Below are 16222 nucleotides of genomic sequence, written 5' to 3' on the forward strand. Positions count from 1 at the left end.
CCGCAACGCGAATTACCGACGACACTAGCCATCGCGCCGTCTACTTCTACTATTACGTCGATATCGCGGAGGACAACTTGAACGACGCCACGGCGCCGTTGAGTCGCTCCGCCTGCTCGTCCAGAGACTGGGTCGCTGCCGCGGCCTGCTCGACCAGCGCAGCGTTGTGCTGCGTCACGTCGTCGATCTGACTGACCGCCTGTCCGATCTGCTCAACGCCACGCGACTGCTCATCCGAAGCTTGCGCGATTTCGCCGACGATGCCCGCGACGCGTCCGATAGCGGTTCGGATCTCACCCATGGCAGCGCGCGCTCGGCTTGCCTGCTGCGAGCCCGCTCTGATCGTTTCGAGCGACGACGCAATCAGTTCATTGATTTCTTTCGTTGCGGATGCCGATCGCCCCGCGAGGCTACGCACTTCGCTAGCGACAACGGCGAATCCGCGCCCCTGAGCGCCGGCGCGTGCGGCTTCGACCGCAGCGTTCAATGCGAGGATATTCGTCTGAAACGCGATGCCCTCGATCATTCCGGTGATCTCGGAGATCCGGGCCGAGCTGTTGCTAATCTGCCCGATCGCCTCCACCATCGCTTCCACGAGATCCGTCCCGTCGTCCGTCACGTGCGTCGCACTCTCGGCGCACTCGCGCGCACGTCGTGCATTGTCTGCATTACGTTTGACGGTCTCGATCATCTGCGCCATGCTGGCCGCCGTTTCTTCCAGCGATGTTGCTTGCTCTTCCGTACGCACGGAAAGATCGAGGTTTCCGGCAGCAATCTCGCGCGTCGCGGTCGTCACGTTTTCTGAACACGAACGCACTTCCGAAACGGCATGTTCGATCCGCTGCATCAACCGATCGAACGCCACGGCCGATCGACCGAACTCGTCCATGCGCGGCGCAGCCGATCGCTTCGACAGATCCAGCGACTTCGCGATCTCTTCGAATTTCCTACCCATGCGATCGAGGCCCCCGCAAATCAGTCTGACCAAATGAATGCCAAACCAAGCCGCAATCGCGAATTCAATCAACGCCAAGACGACTGCCCCGATCGACAGCCACCGGCCGGACGCCGTCTCCTCGAAATCGGCACGAAAGAGATGGATCGCCCCAGCCGCTGCGCTCAAAAGACTGAGCGTCATGCACGTACCGAAGGCTACGGCGAGCTTGAACCTGATAGTAAGTACCACGCCTCGCCGTTTCATCACGATGACTGGCGCTCCCCACTGAACGCCTGCTCCTGCTTGATCATTTCGTCCAGCGTTCGCCGCACTCTCACTGCCGCCGCGTCGCTCGCAAGCAGCACTGGTTTGAGCGACCAGAAATCGCTATCGCCGATCGCCGCCTGTTGCGCTTCGAGCATCGGCATGTCTTCCGTCGTAAACGGATGGCTGAGCCATTCGATGTTTTCTCGGGCGAGCCGTTCGCCTTCCTCGCCCAAAGTGCGCGGGAAGGCGATACCAAACCAATAATGCGTCGTGGCATCGGTTTCCGGTGTAAACACGTGTGCCACGTGCACCGCGCGGCCTCCCGACCTCGGCTGACCGGCAGGTGTCAAACCCGTTTCGAGCAACATGAGCGCCGGCGCATTCCAACGAACGTCGAGCCAGCGATCGACTAGCTGGCCCGCCGGCACGCCGCGTAGCCGCTCGAGATCGGGCGTCAGTCGCTCGCCGTGGGTCGAGCGTTTCGAATAGACCGTTGCACCGTCTTGCACCACTTCAGTCGCGCCTTGCGCGACACCGTCGCTACCCAACGAGCTTTGATGCAAAAACTCGATATGGCTCAAGTCCAGAATGTTATCGGTCTCCAACTGATAGTTGGCCTTCACGTTCAGATAGCTCTTTCCGACGTAGAAGAAGTCCGGATCCAAAGCACTGAAGTCGCAGATCTTCGATGGGTCGGCGCTTTCTGGCTCACCCATCCAAATCCACGCAAAACCGTATCGCTCCTCGATCGGATACGCGCGCACGCGCGCCGCACGGGGAATTGCTCCGCTGCCGTGCGGATTGTGCACGCACGCCCCAGTGCAATCGAAACTCAGTCCGTGATACGCGCACTGTATTTCGTCATTCTTCAGACGGCCGAGATGAAGCGGCACGAACCTATGCGGGCAGCGATCCCGCAGGGCCTGGAGTGCGCCCTTGCTGTCGCGAAAAATGACGATCTGCTCGTTGAGAAACGTTCGCGGCGTCATCCGCCCCTCCGCGAACTCATCAGCCCATCCGGCGACGTACCAGCAATTGCGTAAGAAGAAGCTCATGGTTTTTCCTTCGGCTGGGGCAAACATCCAAATAACACATTCAAATATCGAGGCGCAGCAGCGGTGAATGGGCGCGCGAGCAGCACAACAGCATCCGATCGTTTGCCGCCCTTTCCTCCGGCGTAAGAAAAACATCTCGGTGCTCGGGCACGCCTTCGAGCACCCGTGTCAGGCAGGTACCGCAAACGCCCTGTTCACACGAAAGCGGGACATCGATGCCCGCCTCCAGCAGTGCCTGGGCAACGCTCTTGCCCGCGGGAACGTCAACGCGCAGCCCCGAGCGGGCCGCATGGACGACGAATCCGCTTCCCGCCCCCGACGCGCAAACCGAAGCAGCGAAGAACTCGTAGTGCACGTTCGCCTCGTTCCAAGCGCAGTCTCGGGCGACATAGATCAGCGCATTGATGAACCCGCCTGGACCGCAGACATAAACGTGCGTATCAGGCCGCGGGTTTTGCAGCATTGCACGCATGTTGAGGCGAGCGGCATCGCCGTCGTCGTCGCAATGAACCGTCACGCGTTCGGCAAACGGCGATTGCCTCAGCAAATCGATGAAAGCTGCCCGCGCGCGGTTTCGAACGCAGTAGTGCAGCTCGAACGAAGCGCCTAGCGCGTGCAGTCGCCACGCCATCGCGAGCAGCGGCGTAATACCGATCCCTCCCGCTACGAGAACACTGTGCCCGGCCGATTCGTCGAGTGCGAAATGATTGCGCGGTGGGCTGACTTCGATGCAGGTGCCTTCGTGAAAGCCCTCATGTATCGATGCCGACCCACCGCGCGAAGACGGCTCACGCAAGACACCGAGTACATAGCGATCGCGCTCTTGCGGCGAGTTGCAAAGCGAATAATGGCGCGTCAAGCCGTTCCCAACGTCGACTTCCACATGGGCGCCCGCATCGAACGGCGGCAGCTCGCCCCCGCTGGGGTCGACGAGTTCGAGAGCAATAATCCCCTCAGCTTCGTGCACGCGCCGCCGGATCTTTACTTTAAGTCGATCGGAAATCATTTCTTTCACCGCAAAATAAAGGTCTTGACTGCAGGAATCCGAGGCTATTCAACCCGCCGCTGGGACGTTGCTTCGGCTGATCGAGTCCGTACGCGCAGTCAGCCACCCAAGTAAAAAAATCGCCAACGAGCCCATCAGTGCAGGTGCGGCAATCGAGGTGAACAGAATCTGGCCCTGCCCGAACTGCGCCATGAGCGGGGCACCGGCCATGGATCCGATGATCGAACCGATCCTGCCGTTGGCCATCGCCCAGCTGACGCCCGTGGCGCGCGCCGTAGTCGGATAAATGCTGGCCGACAGCAGATTCAATCCATTCTGCGCACCCGCGACGCCGAAGCCAACCAAGAAGACCGTGCATCCTAACCAAACGACGTCGTTCAGCAAGAAGCCGGTCACCGCTATCGCCGCGGCAGCACCGAAGTACGTGACCGCAAGGACTCGATAGGCGTTCATCCGGTCCATCAGCAGCGAAACGACGATCGCCCCGAACGTGCCGCCCAATGGCACCATGGCACCGATACGGGCAGCGCTTGCGATGTTATAGCCCGCGTCTTTGAGAATGCTGGGCAGCCAGCTTGTCAGCAGATAGAAGACGAAGAGCGAGCAAAAAAACGCGCCCCAAAGCAACAGCGTGCGTGCCGCGCGCCCCTCGGCAAAAAGTTGCCTCATCGGCGACTTTCCTGCGAGCGACTGTTCCGGTTCGACGAAGGTCACGTCATCCCAGCCCTTCGTTCCCGTCATTTTTTCGACGACTTTCACTAGCGCGGCCCTATGACGTGCGCCGGCAGCCATGAAGCGAACCGACTCCGGAAGCAACAGAGCGATCGCAGGCAACAGGACGAGCGGCATCGCCCCGCCGACGACGAGCAACCCACGCCATCCGAACAAAGGAATGACATGGCTCGCCAACTCACCGCCCAATGCGAGCCCTGTCGTGAAGCCGCTGAAACTGAGCGTGACCATCAACATGCGATGACGGGCCGGCGAGTATTCCGAGCTCAGCGTGATACAGGTCGGCATGGCGCCACCCAGACCGATCCCGGTGAGGAAACGCAACGCAGTCAACATGCCGATGGATTGAGACTGTGCCGATGCAAACGTGCCGAGACTGAACACGAGCACGGAAATCAGAAGCACCTTCTTGCGGCCGATCGTATCGGCTACCGGCCCCAGCAAGAAGCTGCCGCACATCAGGCCAAACAAGCCCGCGCCGAACGCGGGCGCCAGTTGACTCGCATCGAGCGCCCACTCCTTCCTCAGCGCCGGCGCGATATAGCCGATCACCGCGGTATCGAATCCATCTACAAGGACGACCAGAAAACACATGATCAAGACAACGATCTGAAAGCGTGACAGCTTTCCGTTGTCAATGATTGCGCCGATGTCGGCGGTGAGACCGTTCATTTTTTCACCTCTGCGCACCTTCGAAGATGGCGATCGCTGGGCAACCGCCGCTCATCTGCTAGAACGAATGGCGAATCCCAACGTTCACGCCAAGCTGCCCCATCCCTGCAGGCGGCGTGGCTCCGGCTCCACCCAAGCTGATTGCATACTGGGCGTGTGCGCTATTCGCGAGATAGGCCGTTTGTGCATAGACCGCCGTCCGTTTGGAAAGCAAATAAGTGAAGCGCAACGTACCGAGTGTGGCCCGTGCATCCTGCTGGGCATTGACGATCCGATAAGCCTCGCCATCCAGCAAGACGAAGGGTGTCAGTTGATAAGAAGCACCCGCGAAGAACAGATTCGAACGCGCATCGGGCGACGTGACATTGTTCGTCTCGACGCGCCGCCCGATCCAGCCTCCGCCCAAACGTAAGTTCCCGAACTTCGCGTACCCGTTCAGTTGAACGCGCGCGTCTTTGTCCGCGGGATCGGTCAACGGGATGGCGGCCGCCCCGTCGAAGAAGCTGGCTGCCGCGCCCGCTCCGCCACGCTGCTCGTCGTAGGATGCCGAGGCACCGAACCAAGGCGTGTCGTACTTGAGCATCGCCGACCATTCGCGGCATGCGGAAGCCGCCCCCGGCACCGACCCCACGCAAGTGCCCTGCCCGGGCGAGTTGCCGGTCCCCGCCGCGTCACGGCCGAACGAATAGGTCGCCCCGATGGTCAAGCCGCGGTACGAACCCTTGTAGGCGACCGTATTGTCGCTGCGCATATTGGGGATGTAATTGTCGAGCGAACCCATGCTGTAGAGATCGGGGCCGATCATGTCGGCATCGGCCATCGCCCAATACAGCATGTTGTACTGCCGTCCCAACGTCACGGCACCGAATGGACCGCTGACTCCCACCCATGCCTGCCGGCCGAACAGGCGCCCACCCTGACCCATCGAGCCTTGGTTCACGATGAAGCCGCTCTCCAACGTGAAGATCGCATGCATGCCGCCGCCAAGGTCCTCGTCACCATGCAGGCCCCAGCGCGACGGAAGTTCATCCGTGTTGGACGGCATCCGGACCAGCGATTTTCCGCTGGTTCCCGCATGCGAAATGTATTCGACGCCCATGTCGACAACCCCATACAACGTAACGCTTTGTGCCGCGGCATACGAACTCGTTACGGCCAGAGCAGTCGCGGCCAGATATTTTGCTTTCATCGTCTCCTCCTATTTATTTAGGACTACTTATTAATATGTCGATTTCTATTCCATCTGCTCCCCATCGCTCAATGCGGCGATGGCCTATCAGCGTTTTACGCGGCTTGATTCCCCAAGAGATCGAGTGCGACGTCGACGATCATGTCTTCCTGCCCGCCGACCATCTTCCGGCGACCCAGCTCGACCAAGATATCCACCGCCTTGAGGTCATAGCGCTTTGCAGCGATCTCAGCATGCCGCAGGAAACTCGAATAAACGCCGGCGTATCCGAGCGCGAGCGTTTCGCGATCGACGCGCACGGGACGGTCCTGTAACGGGCGCACGATATCGTCCGCCGCATCCATCAGCGCCATCAGATCGCAGTCGTGAACCCAGCCAAGACGCTCCGCGGCGGCAATAAAAACCTCCAGTGGCGCATTGCCGGCGCCCGCCCCCATCCCGGCGAGCGACGCATCAACGCGATCGCACCCCTCTTCCACCGCGACAATTGAGTTCGCGACGCCCAAGCTCAAATTGTGATGTGCGTGCATCCCCGTTTGCGTCTCCGGCTTCAACACCTGTTTCAGCGCTCGAAAGCGGTCACGCACGTCGCTCATGGTCAATGCGCCGCCCGAATCGACGACGTAGATGCAAGTCGCGCCATACGATTCCATCTTCAGCGCTTCTTGGGCCAATCGGTCCGGTGTCGTCATATGGCTCATCATCAGGAAGCCGACCGTGTCCATGCCGAGCGAGCGCGCCGTCTCGATGTGCTGGCGCGAGACGTCGGCCTCGGTGCAATGCGTCGCAACGCGCACGATTCGAGCACCTGCCGCGTAGGCATTGCACAGATCGTGCACGGTGCCGATGCCGGGCAGCAGCAGCGTCGCTACTTGCGCATGCGTAACGACTTCAGCCACCGCGGCAATCCACTCGAGGTCGGTATGCGCGCCGAAGCCGTAGTTGAAGCTGGAACCGGCCAAGCCGTCGCCGTGGGCAACCTCGATCGAATCGACACGCGCCGCATCCAACGCCTTGGCAATCTGCACCGCTTGCGCCACGCTATATTGATGCCGCACGGCGTGGCTGCCGTCGCGCAGGGTGACATCGGAGATATACAATTTCTTGTTCACATTCGCTCCTTCACGCCGCGACGAGTGCCGCCGCCTGCGACTCCGCGCAGGCCAACGCGGCCGAGGTCATGATGTCCAGATTGCCCGCGTATTCAGGCAGATAGTGCGCCGCCCCGCGCACCTCCAGCAGCACGGTGGTCTTCAATCCGCGGATAGGGCCCGCGCCCGGCAGTGAGATTTCGGCTTGCTCGAACTGCACCTGTTGCTTAAGGCGGTAGCCGGGCACGTAGGCCTGCACTTTGGCAACCATCGTCTCGATGCTTTCCGCCACTCGCTTTTCATCGACAACTTCACTGAACGTGAATACCGTGTCGCGCATCATTAGCGGCGGCTCCGCCGGATTGAGAATGATGATGGCCTTGCCTCGCTCGGCGCGGCCCACGACTTCGATCGCACGCGACGTCGTTTCAGTGAACTCGTCGATATTGGCGCGCGTTCCCGGCCCGGCAGAGCGGCTCGCGATCGACGCAACGATCTCAGCGTAGTGCACGCGCGCCACCTGCGATACCGCGGCCACGATGGGGATCGTCGCCTGCCCGCCACACGTGACCATATTGATGTTCTTCGCACCGCGATAGGCATCGCCGTTGACCACGGGAACCACATACGGCCCGATAGCGGCAGGTGTTAGATCGATCATCGGCACGCCGAACTCGGTCAAGCGGGAAGCATGCTTGTGGTGCGCGCCAGCCGAAGTCGCGTCGAACACCAGGCCGATTTCCTCGAACCCCGGCATGCCTAGCAGCCCTTCGAGTCCATCCGCCGTCGTCGGCACCCCGAGCCGTGCTGCCCGCCCCAATCCCTCCGAAGCGGGATCGATGCCCACCATCGCGCCCATTTCGATGTGCCGGCCGTGGCGCATCACCTTGATCATCAAGTCGGTACCGATGTTTCCCGATCCGATAATCGCAACTTTAAGCTTTCGACTCACGCGCGGGCTCCTTCGACTCCGAGATTGATTTCGGCACACCGCCGACACCCCAATGGGCCGCGGGCACTTCCTGGATGATCACGCGCACCGATTCGCGCGGCGCGCCGATTGCGGCGGTTGTCGCCTCCGTCAGATGGCAAATCAACTTCGCCTTTGCGTCCATGGAACGCCCTTCGATCAGCGTGACTTGTATGAGCGGCATCGCTTGTCCCCTATTCGACTGCGTTGAATTCGACCGAACCGAGGCCCTGCATTTCGCAGCGCACGTGCATACCGGGTTCAAGGGCCTCCGCAGCGGTCGCTCCGCCCGCCATTACGATCGCACCGGCTTGCAAGGGCTCGCCCGCTTCCGCTGCGAGCCTCGCGGCCGCGACGAGCGAGCGCAGCGGATGGCCGAGAATCCCCGCGGTACTTCCGATCTGCTTGGCTCGACCATCGATGCTCAGAACGAGACCAAGGTTCGAGAAGTCGCGTCGCGGATCCGACCACGAACCGATCACGTAACCCGACGACGATGCGTTGTCGGCAATCACGTCGGTCAGAGAGAATTTAAAGTTTTCGTAGCGCGAGTCGATCACCTCGAGCGCGGGCGCGATGGCGGCAACCGCCTCCAACGCCTGAACCAAACTGACGCGAGCCGGGAGCGGCTTAGCCAACAGAAACGCGAGCTCAGGCTCGACGCGCGGGTGCACATAGCGTGAGAGCTGAACGGCGGCGCCTTCTTCAAGTGCCATCTCCTCCGTCAAGCGCCCCCAGATCACGTCGTGTACGCCCATCTGGACCATCTTGGCTCGGCTCGTGAAACCCATCTTGACACCGCTGCGGCGTTCACCGCGTTCGAGCCGCCGAGCTATCGAAGCAGCCTGGATCGCATACGCGTCCGATGTCGTGAGCTGCTCGGCCTCGCCAAACTGCGCGATGGCGCGGGCTTTGCACGCCGCGTCGTCTACGCGTTGCGCAAGCATTGCGAAGCGATCGTTCATTCCTTCTCTCCAAACACGGCGCGCACGGCGCCCAGGCCTTCGATGCGCGCTTCGAATACGTCACCGGGGCGAACGGCAACCATGGGTCCCAGCGCACCCGTGAGGACGACGTCCCCGGCCTTCAACGAATGCCCGCGCAACGCCATTGTGTTGGCAAGCCATACGGCGGCGTTCATCGGATGACCAAGGCAAGCCGCGCCGGCACCGAGCGATACCTGCTCGCCACGGCGCTCCATGACCATGCCGGCCAGCCGCAAATCGAGTCCCGTCAGCGAAACCGGCGTGTTGCCGAGCACGAACGCCGAACTCGATGCGTTGTCGGCTACCGTATCGACGAAGCGAATATTCCAATCGGCAATGCGGCTGCCGACGATTTCGATGGCCGGCAATGCGAAAGCCGTTGCTCGCAGCATTTCGGCGACAGTGACGCCGGGCTCGAGCAAATCGCGCTCGAGCACGAGCGCCACTTCGGCCTCGACTTTCGGCTGCATCAGATGCGACCAGCCGATCGGCTCGCCATCTTGGAAGGCCATATGGTCGAACAGCATGCCGAAGTCGGGTTGATCCACACCGAGCTGCTGTTGCACGGCGCGCGCGGTCAAACCGATCTTCCTGCCGATGAGCCGCGCCCCGCTCTCGAGTTGACGCTGCGTATTGATCTCTTGCACCGCATAGGCATCGTCGCCGCCGAAATCCGGATACGTTTCACGCAGCGGCGCAACCGGCTGACCGGTACGGGCCGCCTGCAGCAACGCGTCGGCTGCGGCCAATTGGTGTTGCACATTCATGCTTGCGGCTCCAGCTTGAGGCAGACGTTGGACAGTTCCGTGTAGAACTCGAGCGAATGCACGCCCCCTTCACGGCCGATACCCGATTTCCCCGAGCCGCCGAACGCGGTACGCAAATCGCGAAGGAACCAGGTATTGACCCACACGATGCCGACCTTGAGCTTCGCGCTTACTCGATGCGCCCGGTTGACGTCGCGTGTGTAGACCGATGCCGCCAAGCCATACGGCGTCGAGTTGGCCAGGCGAACGGCTTCCTCCTCGGAATCGAAAGGTTCGATATGGCAACAGGGCCCGAAGATTTCCTCGGTCAGCACGCGCGAGTCACGCGACAAGCCCGTCCAAATCGTCGGCTCGATCCATGCGCCTTCGCGCAAGTGGGCCGGCATCTCGGGCACGCCGCCGCCGTGGTGCACGGTCGCGCCCTCATCGCGAGCAAGGGCGTAGTAGCTCAGAACCTTGCGCTGATGCTCTTCGGAAATGAGCGGACCGAAGTTGGCGTTCGCATCTTCGGGAACACCCGGCCGAAGCGAGCGCGCGACGCCGGTCAGCGCCTCCACGACCTTATCGAACAGGGGCCGCTCGACATAAACGCGCTCGGTGCCCAAGCAAACCTGTCCGGTGTTTTCGAATACCGACCGCTTTAGACCGGCTATTACCGCATCGATATCGGCATCGGCAAACACGAGCGCCGGATTCTTGCCGCCCAATTCCATCGAAACAGGTTTGATACCGTCGGCGCTAGCCTTCATGATCGCGGCGCCCGTGCGCGTCTCGCCTGTGAAGGTGATCGCATCGACATCGGAATGGCACGTCAGAAACTCGCCCGCCGAACCAGGACCAAACCCGTGCACGACGTTGTAGACACCCGCCGGCACCCCGACCTCGTTCATCACCTCGCCGAGCAACGCCGCGGTGGCAGGCGTCTCTTCGGAAGGCTTGACCACAACCGTATTGCCGCACGCGAGCGCGGGCCCGACCTTCCACGTCATCAACAATAGAGGCAGATTCCACGGGCATACCACGGCGATCACGCCCTTCGGCCGGCGCAGCGCATAGTTCAGCGCGGGCTTGCCGTCGGGCGCAGTGCCCGTGAAGCATTCGGTATGGACGTTGCGCACGGCATCCGCGAAGACACGAAAATTCGCTGCACCGCGCGGGATGTCGAGGTGTGATGCGAGGGCGCGAGGCTTGCCGGTATCGGCCACTTCCGCGGCAACGAAATCGTCCTTGCGGCGGTCGATCTCGTCAGCGACGGCGTACAGCAAATCGCAGCGCTGCGCGAGCGTGAGCTTGCTCCACGGCCCGTCGAGTGCGGCGCGAGCCGCTTGCACCGCGTCGTCGACGTCTTGCTTGCTCGCCTCGCTCACCTGCGCGATGAGTTGCCCCGTACAGGGGTCAACGTCGGGGAAGCACTTACTGCCCCGTCCTTCGCGATAGGTACCGTTGATGAAATTCAGGATCATTACGTCTTCCTTTTAGCGTTCTGGGTCGCCTGCCGTCAGGTAGTCCCACATGCGTTCAAAGATCTGGCCAGCGGAAGTCGCGCGGCGGCTGCATTCGGCATCGGTGAGGATCGCCGACTCCTGTGCTAGACCGGCGCTGAGAATCGCGAGCTCCAGCCTGGCCGCGTCCTCCAAGTACCAAGTGAGCACCACGGCCTTCATCAGCGAATCGGCCGCGACCACCGTTCCGTTGCCTCGCATGACGACGGCCGGTTCATCGCCGAGCGTTTCGGCTAACGCTTTCGCTGCCGTGTCGTCTCGCAGCAATTGCGGGTCATCCCACAGCGGCACACCTCGCCCGAAGTACGCACCAAAGCCGTGGCGAGGCAGCGGAGTCAGGCGCGCCGTGCCCAATGTCATCAGCGCCGGGGGCATCGTTCGAGCCACCGCGTTCACATCGGGGCGGAGTGCGTAAATCTGCTGGTGAATCTTGACCTCCCCGAGCACACCATCCGGAAGTGCGCCGGTCACAGGAACCACGGTTCCGTCGTCGCCCAAACCGATCAACGCCATCGGCCGCGCGGCGCACACGAGGAAGCGTTCGGAATCGAGGCGCATGCTCACGTGCCCATACGCATGGACGAGCCCATGGCGAGCGAGTGCACGCGCGGCAACTCGAAGCACGGTTTGTGCATCCATCTTTACGTCCTAAATTCGGCGATGTCCGGCACGGCACCCCACATGCAGTAGGAACTCGTCGCTCTCGGAAATTGACGTGGCTGATAAAACGGTTCGTCGGCGGCCGTTATGTGGCGCACGCCCGTGGAATACTCATAGACCATTCCATCCGGCCCTTCGAAGTACAGAAAAACCGCACCGGACGTCGGATGCCGGCCAGGTCCGAAGACGATGCGTACGCCATGGCGCTGCAGCAGATACCAAGCGCGCATCAGATCGTCGATCGTTTCCACCTGATGATTGATGTGTTGCACGCCATGGTGCGCCGCGGGGAACAGTGCGACCTTGTGGTGGATTTCGTCGATGCGCAGCAGCGGTGCGTCTCCGATACGGTCGCTCACTTGCGCACCGAGGATCTGAGTCCAGAATCTTTCATCGCGCGCGGCGTTGGTCGTGCATAGGCCAACGTGACTGAATCCAGTGATGCCGGCGTCGCGCGACGGAAAATAGCGGCGCCCGCTGTGATGCGGCCTCACGACGAGATCGATGCTGTTGCCGCTCGGATCGCGGAAATTGACGAACACCTCGACATGGCGCTGCTCGCACTGCTCCGCGCTTCCAGCCCGCACGTCGATGCCAGAATTGCTCAGTTCAGACGCGGCCCGGTCGAGTTCGTCGGCTGTCCGCAACTCGAATCCAACGACGTGCTCGCGCGGATCGCCCTCGAAGTACACGAGCGTGTGATCGCGATTGTCGCTGCGGTAATAGTGCGCACCTGCATCGGCCCGACCTAGTTCGAGGCCGAGGATTTTGAGCGCATACTCGTCGGCGGCAGCGAGGTTTCGCGTGCCTAGCCTGACGTAGCGGATGTCGTGAAGGTCGATCACAGGGCAGCCCTTAAAAACGAAGTCATGCTGAGATGTCGATAATGTAGGCTTGTGCGTGATATCCGTGAAATGAACAAACTGGAATTGTGATATGCGAATGCGTGATGACAGCGGGCGAAGTGCACCGCATCTGGATCTCAATCTGCTCGAATTGTTCGAATGCATTTGGCGCACGCGCAACCTGACGGCTGCGGGCGAACGGCTGGGCCTCTCGCAACCGGCAGTCAGTCGTGGTCTGGCTCGCTTGCGGGAAACGTACGACGATGAACTATTCGTACGGCATCGACGCGGAGTGGAGCCAACCGCGTTCGCGCAAACCCTGGCCGACCCGATAGCGACCGCGCTGACGATCGTGCGTAGAACAATCGAAAAGCCGCACTTCTCACCGGAGGAAGACAGCCGGCGGTTCCGTATCGCGCTGAGCGACATTGGCGAGCGCTACTTCTTCCCCCGCCTGGCCTTATGGCTCGCGGAACAGGCGCCGAACGTCAGCATCGATACCGTGTCGGTGTCGCGCGCTGAACTGCTGGCCGGGCTAGATGCTGGCGAGATCGACCTTGCGGTCGGCTTTTTGCCGGGGCTCGGCAAGCAGGTACACGAAAAGCGTCTGTTCGAGGAGAGGTTCGTCTACATCGCGCGCCTAGGTCATCCGCGCGTCGACGGTCAGTTGACTGTGAGCCAACTGCGCGAGCTGCCCCATGTCGTCGGAAGTCCACATGGCACGCGCCACGCGGCAGCGGTCGAAAAGGTGCTAATGGGGCCGAGAGTGCGCGCAGTCGTTGCGATGAGAGTCGGAAGCTTCTTGAGTATTGCGCCGATCGTCGCCAGCAGCGACCTCGTGGCAGTCGTGCCGAGCAATCTCGCGGCGCTCGTCTCGGAACATGTGGGGCTTCAGCTTATCGCGCCACCCGTGCGCTTTCCCAGCTTTGGTGTCTCTATGGTATGGCACCGGCGCTTCCACGGTGACCCAGCGGGAGTTTGGTTGCGCGGGTTGTTTGTGCAGCTTTTTGGCAAGTGAAGTCCTGGCGAGCGCGACATTACCCGCGAAGATCTTGAGTGACGCGGTTGGCGGTTACATCGGCAGCCCGCGATATCATTTGCTGATATCGGGCCATGACGGGTTGCGAAATCGCAGTTGCTCGTCCGTGACCACCACTTGCAGGGTTACGACATGAGCATGAATCTGCAGCAACTCCGAGCATTCTCCGTGGTCGCTCAACAGCAGAGCATCCGCGGAGCGGCACCGATTCTTGGACTATCCCAGCCGGCGGTCACACGCTTGATGCGCGAACTCGAGAAGAGCGTCGGCGCCGTGCTACTCCATCGCAGCAGTCAGGGCATCGAATTGACCGAGTTCGGCCACGCGCTGCTGAAGCGCGCACACCTGATCCTCGAAGAGGTGCGCAGCGCGCAGGACGAACTGGACCAGATGCAGGACGGTGCGGGTGGCACGCTCGACATCGCTATTTCGTCGACAGCCGCTCTGTCGATATTCCCGCGTGCGTTGAGGACCTTCCGGCAACGGATGCCGAGGGTCGAGCTGTCGATTGCCGAATCGTCGCCGCCGAGCACGCAGGACCAGCTTGCATCAGGGCAGCTCGATTTCGCGATCGTGAATGAGCTCGACGACCATCCCGCAGACGGCTTCAACCGACAGATCCTGTTTTCGACACAACTGATCATTGTGGGCCGGAAGGGCCACCCACTGCGTCACGCAGTATCGATCGCAGAATTGCGTGACACGCTATGGCTGATGCCGGGCTTCGGCTATGCATCGACGGATTTTCTCGAGCGCATGTTTCGCGAGAACGGCTACACGGCGCCGCAGGACGTGATCGCATGCTCGTCGCTAGTGACCGCGCTCAGCATCGTCGAGAATTCGGACGCGCTTGGGATGTTCTCGGAGGCCATCTTAGGTACTCTGCGTAGAACCGGTGCGTTCAGCGCAATTACGACCGCCGAGCCGTTGCCGGCTGCACGAGTCTCGCTCGTCACCCGCGACAACGGGCGCCCAACGCCTGCGGCACGCTGCTTCATCGAATGCCTTCGCGATGCGAGCACGCGATAAGAAAAATTGATATCTCGCTCGAAAATCGTATCTTTTGCGTATATGACGGCCTAGGTACGATGCCTGCCCATGCAACGCTACATCGATAGTTTGCTGGGTTTGGCACACGCAGCCTGCATCGGCCCGGGTAGCGGCACTATTCGACGAGGAGACCAATGAACGACATATCCGCCGCCCTTCCAATCGACCGACCCGTCACCGCATCGTCTTGGCGCATCATCGCATCCGCGTCGATCGGCAATGCGCTCGAATGGTTTGACCTTGTCGCGTACGGCTTTTTCGCGATCACGATTTCCCGGCTCTTTTTCCCGGCCGGGAGCGCGTCGGTATCCCTGATGCTCACGCTCGGCACCTTCGGCGTGTCGTTCTTCATGCGACCGCTCGGCGCGGTCGTGCTGGGCGTGTACGCAGACAAGGCGGGCCGCAAGGCAGCGCTGACGCTCTCGATCTTGCTGATGATGACGGGTACGCTGCTGATCGCCGTGATGCCGACCTACACATCGATTGGACTCGTCGCACCGGTCGGAATGGTGCTCGCGCGCATGATACAAGGCTTCTCGGCTGGAGGAGAATTCGGCAGCGCCACGGCGTTCCTTGCCGAGTACGCGCCGACACGGCGCGGCTTCTTCGCGAGCTGGCAGGCAGCGAGCCAGGGGCTTACGACCCTGATCGCAGCCGGCTTCGGCTCAATTCTGAGCAGCACGCTGAGCGACGCTCAGATGCAGAGCTGGGGCTGGCGGATTCCGTTCCTGTTCGGCCTACTGATCGGTCCGGTCGCCTACTACATTCGCACACAGATTGACGAAACGCCGGAATTCACCGCCACGGAGCGCGCCGAGCGCCCCCTCACCGACACGCTAGCAAACCAGAAGGAGCGCCTTCTGCTCGCGATGAGCGTCGTCGTGCTCGGAACGGTCTCGTCCTACCTGATTCTGTTTATGCCGACCTATGCGGTCAAGCAACTGGGTATTCCGTCGTCTTCCGCGTTTTCCGCGATCGTCGTGACTGGCGTGGTGCAGATGATCGGTGCACCACTGGCGGGCCATTGGTCCGACCTGCATGGACGCACAAGGATAATGCTCGGTGCGGCGGTGCTGTTCCTGTTGCTGGCGTGGCCCGCTTTCGCATATTTGGCGGCGCATCCAACGTTTGGCGCGATGATCGGCATCCAGCTGTTCATTGGGGTAATTATGATCGCGTACTTCGGCCCGTTGCCCGCATTGCTCAGCGAGCTTTTCCCAACGCAAACCCGCACGACCGGCATGTCAATTGCCTACAACTTGTCGGTGACCGTATTCGGAGGATTTTCGCCGTTTATCATCACCTGGCTCATCAGTGCGAGCGGCAGCACGTTGGCGCCAAGCTTCTACATCATGGTGGCGGCGGCAGCCAGCATCGTTGCGCTGCTACGCGTCAGAGCGATCGGGCTGCGCTGAATACATCCGCTATCCGCTGCGGGCCATTGCGCTAGCCCC

General features: G+C 61.4%; 16 protein-coding genes. 3 read left to right on the plus strand and 13 right to left on the minus strand.

Annotated elements, in window-relative coordinates; genetic code table 11:
• Window positions 1-52: 52 nt before the first annotated feature.
• From DWV00_RS11450 to DWV00_RS11510, 13 genes are all read right to left on the minus strand, one after another.
• Window positions 53-1138 (minus strand): methyl-accepting chemotaxis protein, encoded by a 1086-nt coding sequence (locus DWV00_RS11450; RefSeq protein WP_245964828.1) that lies wholly within the window; start codon window positions 1136-1138, stop codon window positions 53-55.
• Between the two features lie 62 nt (window positions 1139-1200).
• On the minus strand, window positions 1201-2259 hold the full coding sequence (locus tag DWV00_RS11455; protein ID WP_115533686.1) for an aromatic ring-hydroxylating dioxygenase subunit alpha: 1059 nt from the start codon (window positions 2257-2259) through the stop codon (window positions 1201-1203).
• 40 nt (window positions 2260-2299) lie between these two features.
• The gene (locus DWV00_RS11460; RefSeq protein WP_115533687.1) at window positions 2300-3265 is read right to left on the minus strand and encodes a PDR/VanB family oxidoreductase; all 966 of its coding nucleotides are present in this window, start codon (window positions 3263-3265) and stop codon (window positions 2300-2302) included.
• A 48-nt stretch (window positions 3266-3313) separates the two neighbouring features.
• Window positions 3314-4669 carry an MFS transporter gene (locus DWV00_RS11465; RefSeq protein WP_115533688.1) on the minus strand — a complete coding sequence of 452 codons (1356 nt, stop codon included), beginning with the start codon at window positions 4667-4669 and terminating at the stop codon, window positions 3314-3316.
• Window positions 4670-4727: 58 nt separating this feature from the next.
• On the minus strand, window positions 4728-5858 hold the full coding sequence (locus tag DWV00_RS11470; RefSeq protein WP_115533689.1) for a porin: 1131 nt from the start codon (window positions 5856-5858) through the stop codon (window positions 4728-4730).
• 95 nt (window positions 5859-5953) lie between these two features.
• The gene (gene dmpG / locus DWV00_RS11475; protein ID WP_115533690.1) at window positions 5954-6970 is read right to left on the minus strand and encodes a 4-hydroxy-2-oxovalerate aldolase; all 1017 of its coding nucleotides are present in this window, start codon (window positions 6968-6970) and stop codon (window positions 5954-5956) included.
• A gap of 10 nt (window positions 6971-6980) precedes the next feature.
• Window positions 6981-7901 (minus strand): acetaldehyde dehydrogenase (acetylating), encoded by a 921-nt coding sequence (locus DWV00_RS11480; protein WP_115533691.1) that lies wholly within the window; start codon window positions 7899-7901, stop codon window positions 6981-6983.
• Window positions 7885-8103, minus strand: a complete 219-nt coding sequence (locus tag DWV00_RS11485; protein ID WP_115533692.1) for a 4-oxalocrotonate tautomerase — start codon at window positions 8101-8103, stop codon at window positions 7885-7887. Before DWV00_RS11485 ends, DWV00_RS11480 begins: the two co-directional genes overlap by 17 nt.
• 10 nt (window positions 8104-8113) lie before the next feature.
• Window positions 8114-8884 (minus strand): 2-keto-4-pentenoate hydratase, encoded by a 771-nt coding sequence (locus tag DWV00_RS11490; RefSeq protein ID WP_115533693.1) that lies wholly within the window; start codon window positions 8882-8884, stop codon window positions 8114-8116.
• Complete coding sequence (locus tag DWV00_RS11495; RefSeq protein WP_115533694.1) at window positions 8881-9672, minus strand: 2-keto-4-pentenoate hydratase; 792 nt, start codon at window positions 9670-9672, stop codon at window positions 8881-8883. The genes DWV00_RS11490 and DWV00_RS11495 overlap by 4 nt, the downstream gene beginning before the upstream one ends.
• On the minus strand, window positions 9669-11135 hold the full coding sequence (locus DWV00_RS11500; protein WP_115533695.1) for a 2-hydroxymuconic semialdehyde dehydrogenase: 1467 nt from the start codon (window positions 11133-11135) through the stop codon (window positions 9669-9671). The genes DWV00_RS11495 and DWV00_RS11500 overlap by 4 nt, the downstream gene beginning before the upstream one ends.
• A 12-nt stretch (window positions 11136-11147) precedes the next feature.
• A complete protein-coding gene (locus tag DWV00_RS11505; RefSeq protein WP_115533696.1) occupies window positions 11148-11813 on the minus strand; it encodes a class II aldolase/adducin family protein in 666 nt (221 codons plus the stop codon).
• A gap of 2 nt (window positions 11814-11815) precedes the next feature.
• Window positions 11816-12679, minus strand: a complete 864-nt coding sequence (locus DWV00_RS11510; RefSeq protein ID WP_115533697.1) for a VOC family protein — start codon at window positions 12677-12679, stop codon at window positions 11816-11818.
• Between the two features lie 97 nt (window positions 12680-12776).
• Here DWV00_RS11510 and DWV00_RS11515 point away from each other — a divergent pair, with 97 nt between their 5' ends.
• The 3 genes from DWV00_RS11515 to DWV00_RS11525 all read left to right on the plus strand — a co-directional run bounded on the left by DWV00_RS11515 (window position 12777) and on the right by DWV00_RS11525 (window position 16183).
• Entirely contained in the window at window positions 12777-13697 is a 921-nt protein-coding gene (locus DWV00_RS11515) for a LysR family transcriptional regulator (RefSeq protein ID WP_245964829.1), read from the plus strand.
• 159 nt (window positions 13698-13856) lie between these two features.
• Window positions 13857-14747, plus strand: a complete 891-nt coding sequence (locus DWV00_RS11520) for a LysR family transcriptional regulator (protein ID WP_115533894.1) — start codon at window positions 13857-13859, stop codon at window positions 14745-14747.
• Window positions 14748-14902: 155 nt separating this feature from the next.
• Complete coding sequence (locus DWV00_RS11525; protein ID WP_115533699.1) at window positions 14903-16183, plus strand: MFS transporter; 1281 nt, start codon at window positions 14903-14905, stop codon at window positions 16181-16183.
• The last annotated feature ends 39 nt before the right edge of the window (window positions 16184-16222 follow it).

Source organism: Trinickia dinghuensis (assembly GCF_003367175.1).
In the GTDB taxonomy this organism is placed as follows: domain Bacteria; phylum Pseudomonadota; class Gammaproteobacteria; order Burkholderiales; family Burkholderiaceae; genus Trinickia; species Trinickia dinghuensis.

Excerpts from the sequence above, each read along its gene's own strand:
- DWV00_RS11450 (WP_245964828.1), bottom strand. The coding sequence starts at position 1,138 with ATGACGCTCAGTCTTTTGAGCGCAGCGGCTGGGGCGATCCATCTCTTT.
- DWV00_RS11455 (WP_115533686.1), bottom strand. The coding sequence starts at position 2,259 with ATGAGCTTCTTCTTACGCAATTGCTGGTACGTCGCCGGATGGGCTGAT.
- DWV00_RS11460 (WP_115533687.1), bottom strand. The coding sequence starts at position 3,265 with ATGATTTCCGATCGACTTAAAGTAAAGATCCGGCGGCGCGTGCACGAA.
- DWV00_RS11465 (WP_115533688.1), bottom strand. The coding sequence starts at position 4,669 with ATGAACGGTCTCACCGCCGACATCGGCGCAATCATTGACAACGGAAAG.
- DWV00_RS11470 (WP_115533689.1), bottom strand. The coding sequence starts at position 5,858 with ATGAAAGCAAAATATCTGGCCGCGACTGCTCTGGCCGTAACGAGTTCG.
- DWV00_RS11485 (WP_115533692.1), bottom strand. The coding sequence starts at position 8,103 with ATGCCGCTCATACAAGTCACGCTGATCGAAGGGCGTTCCATGGACGCA.
- DWV00_RS11490 (WP_115533693.1), bottom strand. The coding sequence starts at position 8,884 with ATGAACGATCGCTTCGCAATGCTTGCGCAACGCGTAGACGACGCGGCG.
- DWV00_RS11495 (WP_115533694.1), bottom strand. The coding sequence starts at position 9,672 with ATGAATGTGCAACACCAATTGGCCGCAGCCGACGCGTTGCTGCAGGCG.
- DWV00_RS11500 (WP_115533695.1), bottom strand. The coding sequence starts at position 11,135 with ATGATCCTGAATTTCATCAACGGTACCTATCGCGAAGGACGGGGCAGT.
- DWV00_RS11505 (WP_115533696.1), bottom strand. The coding sequence starts at position 11,813 with ATGGATGCACAAACCGTGCTTCGAGTTGCCGCGCGTGCACTCGCTCGC.
- DWV00_RS11515 (WP_245964829.1), top strand. The coding sequence starts at position 12,777 with ATGCGTGATGACAGCGGGCGAAGTGCACCGCATCTGGATCTCAATCTG.
- DWV00_RS11520 (WP_115533894.1), top strand. The coding sequence starts at position 13,857 with ATGAATCTGCAGCAACTCCGAGCATTCTCCGTGGTCGCTCAACAGCAG.
- DWV00_RS11525 (WP_115533699.1), top strand. The coding sequence starts at position 14,903 with ATGAACGACATATCCGCCGCCCTTCCAATCGACCGACCCGTCACCGCA.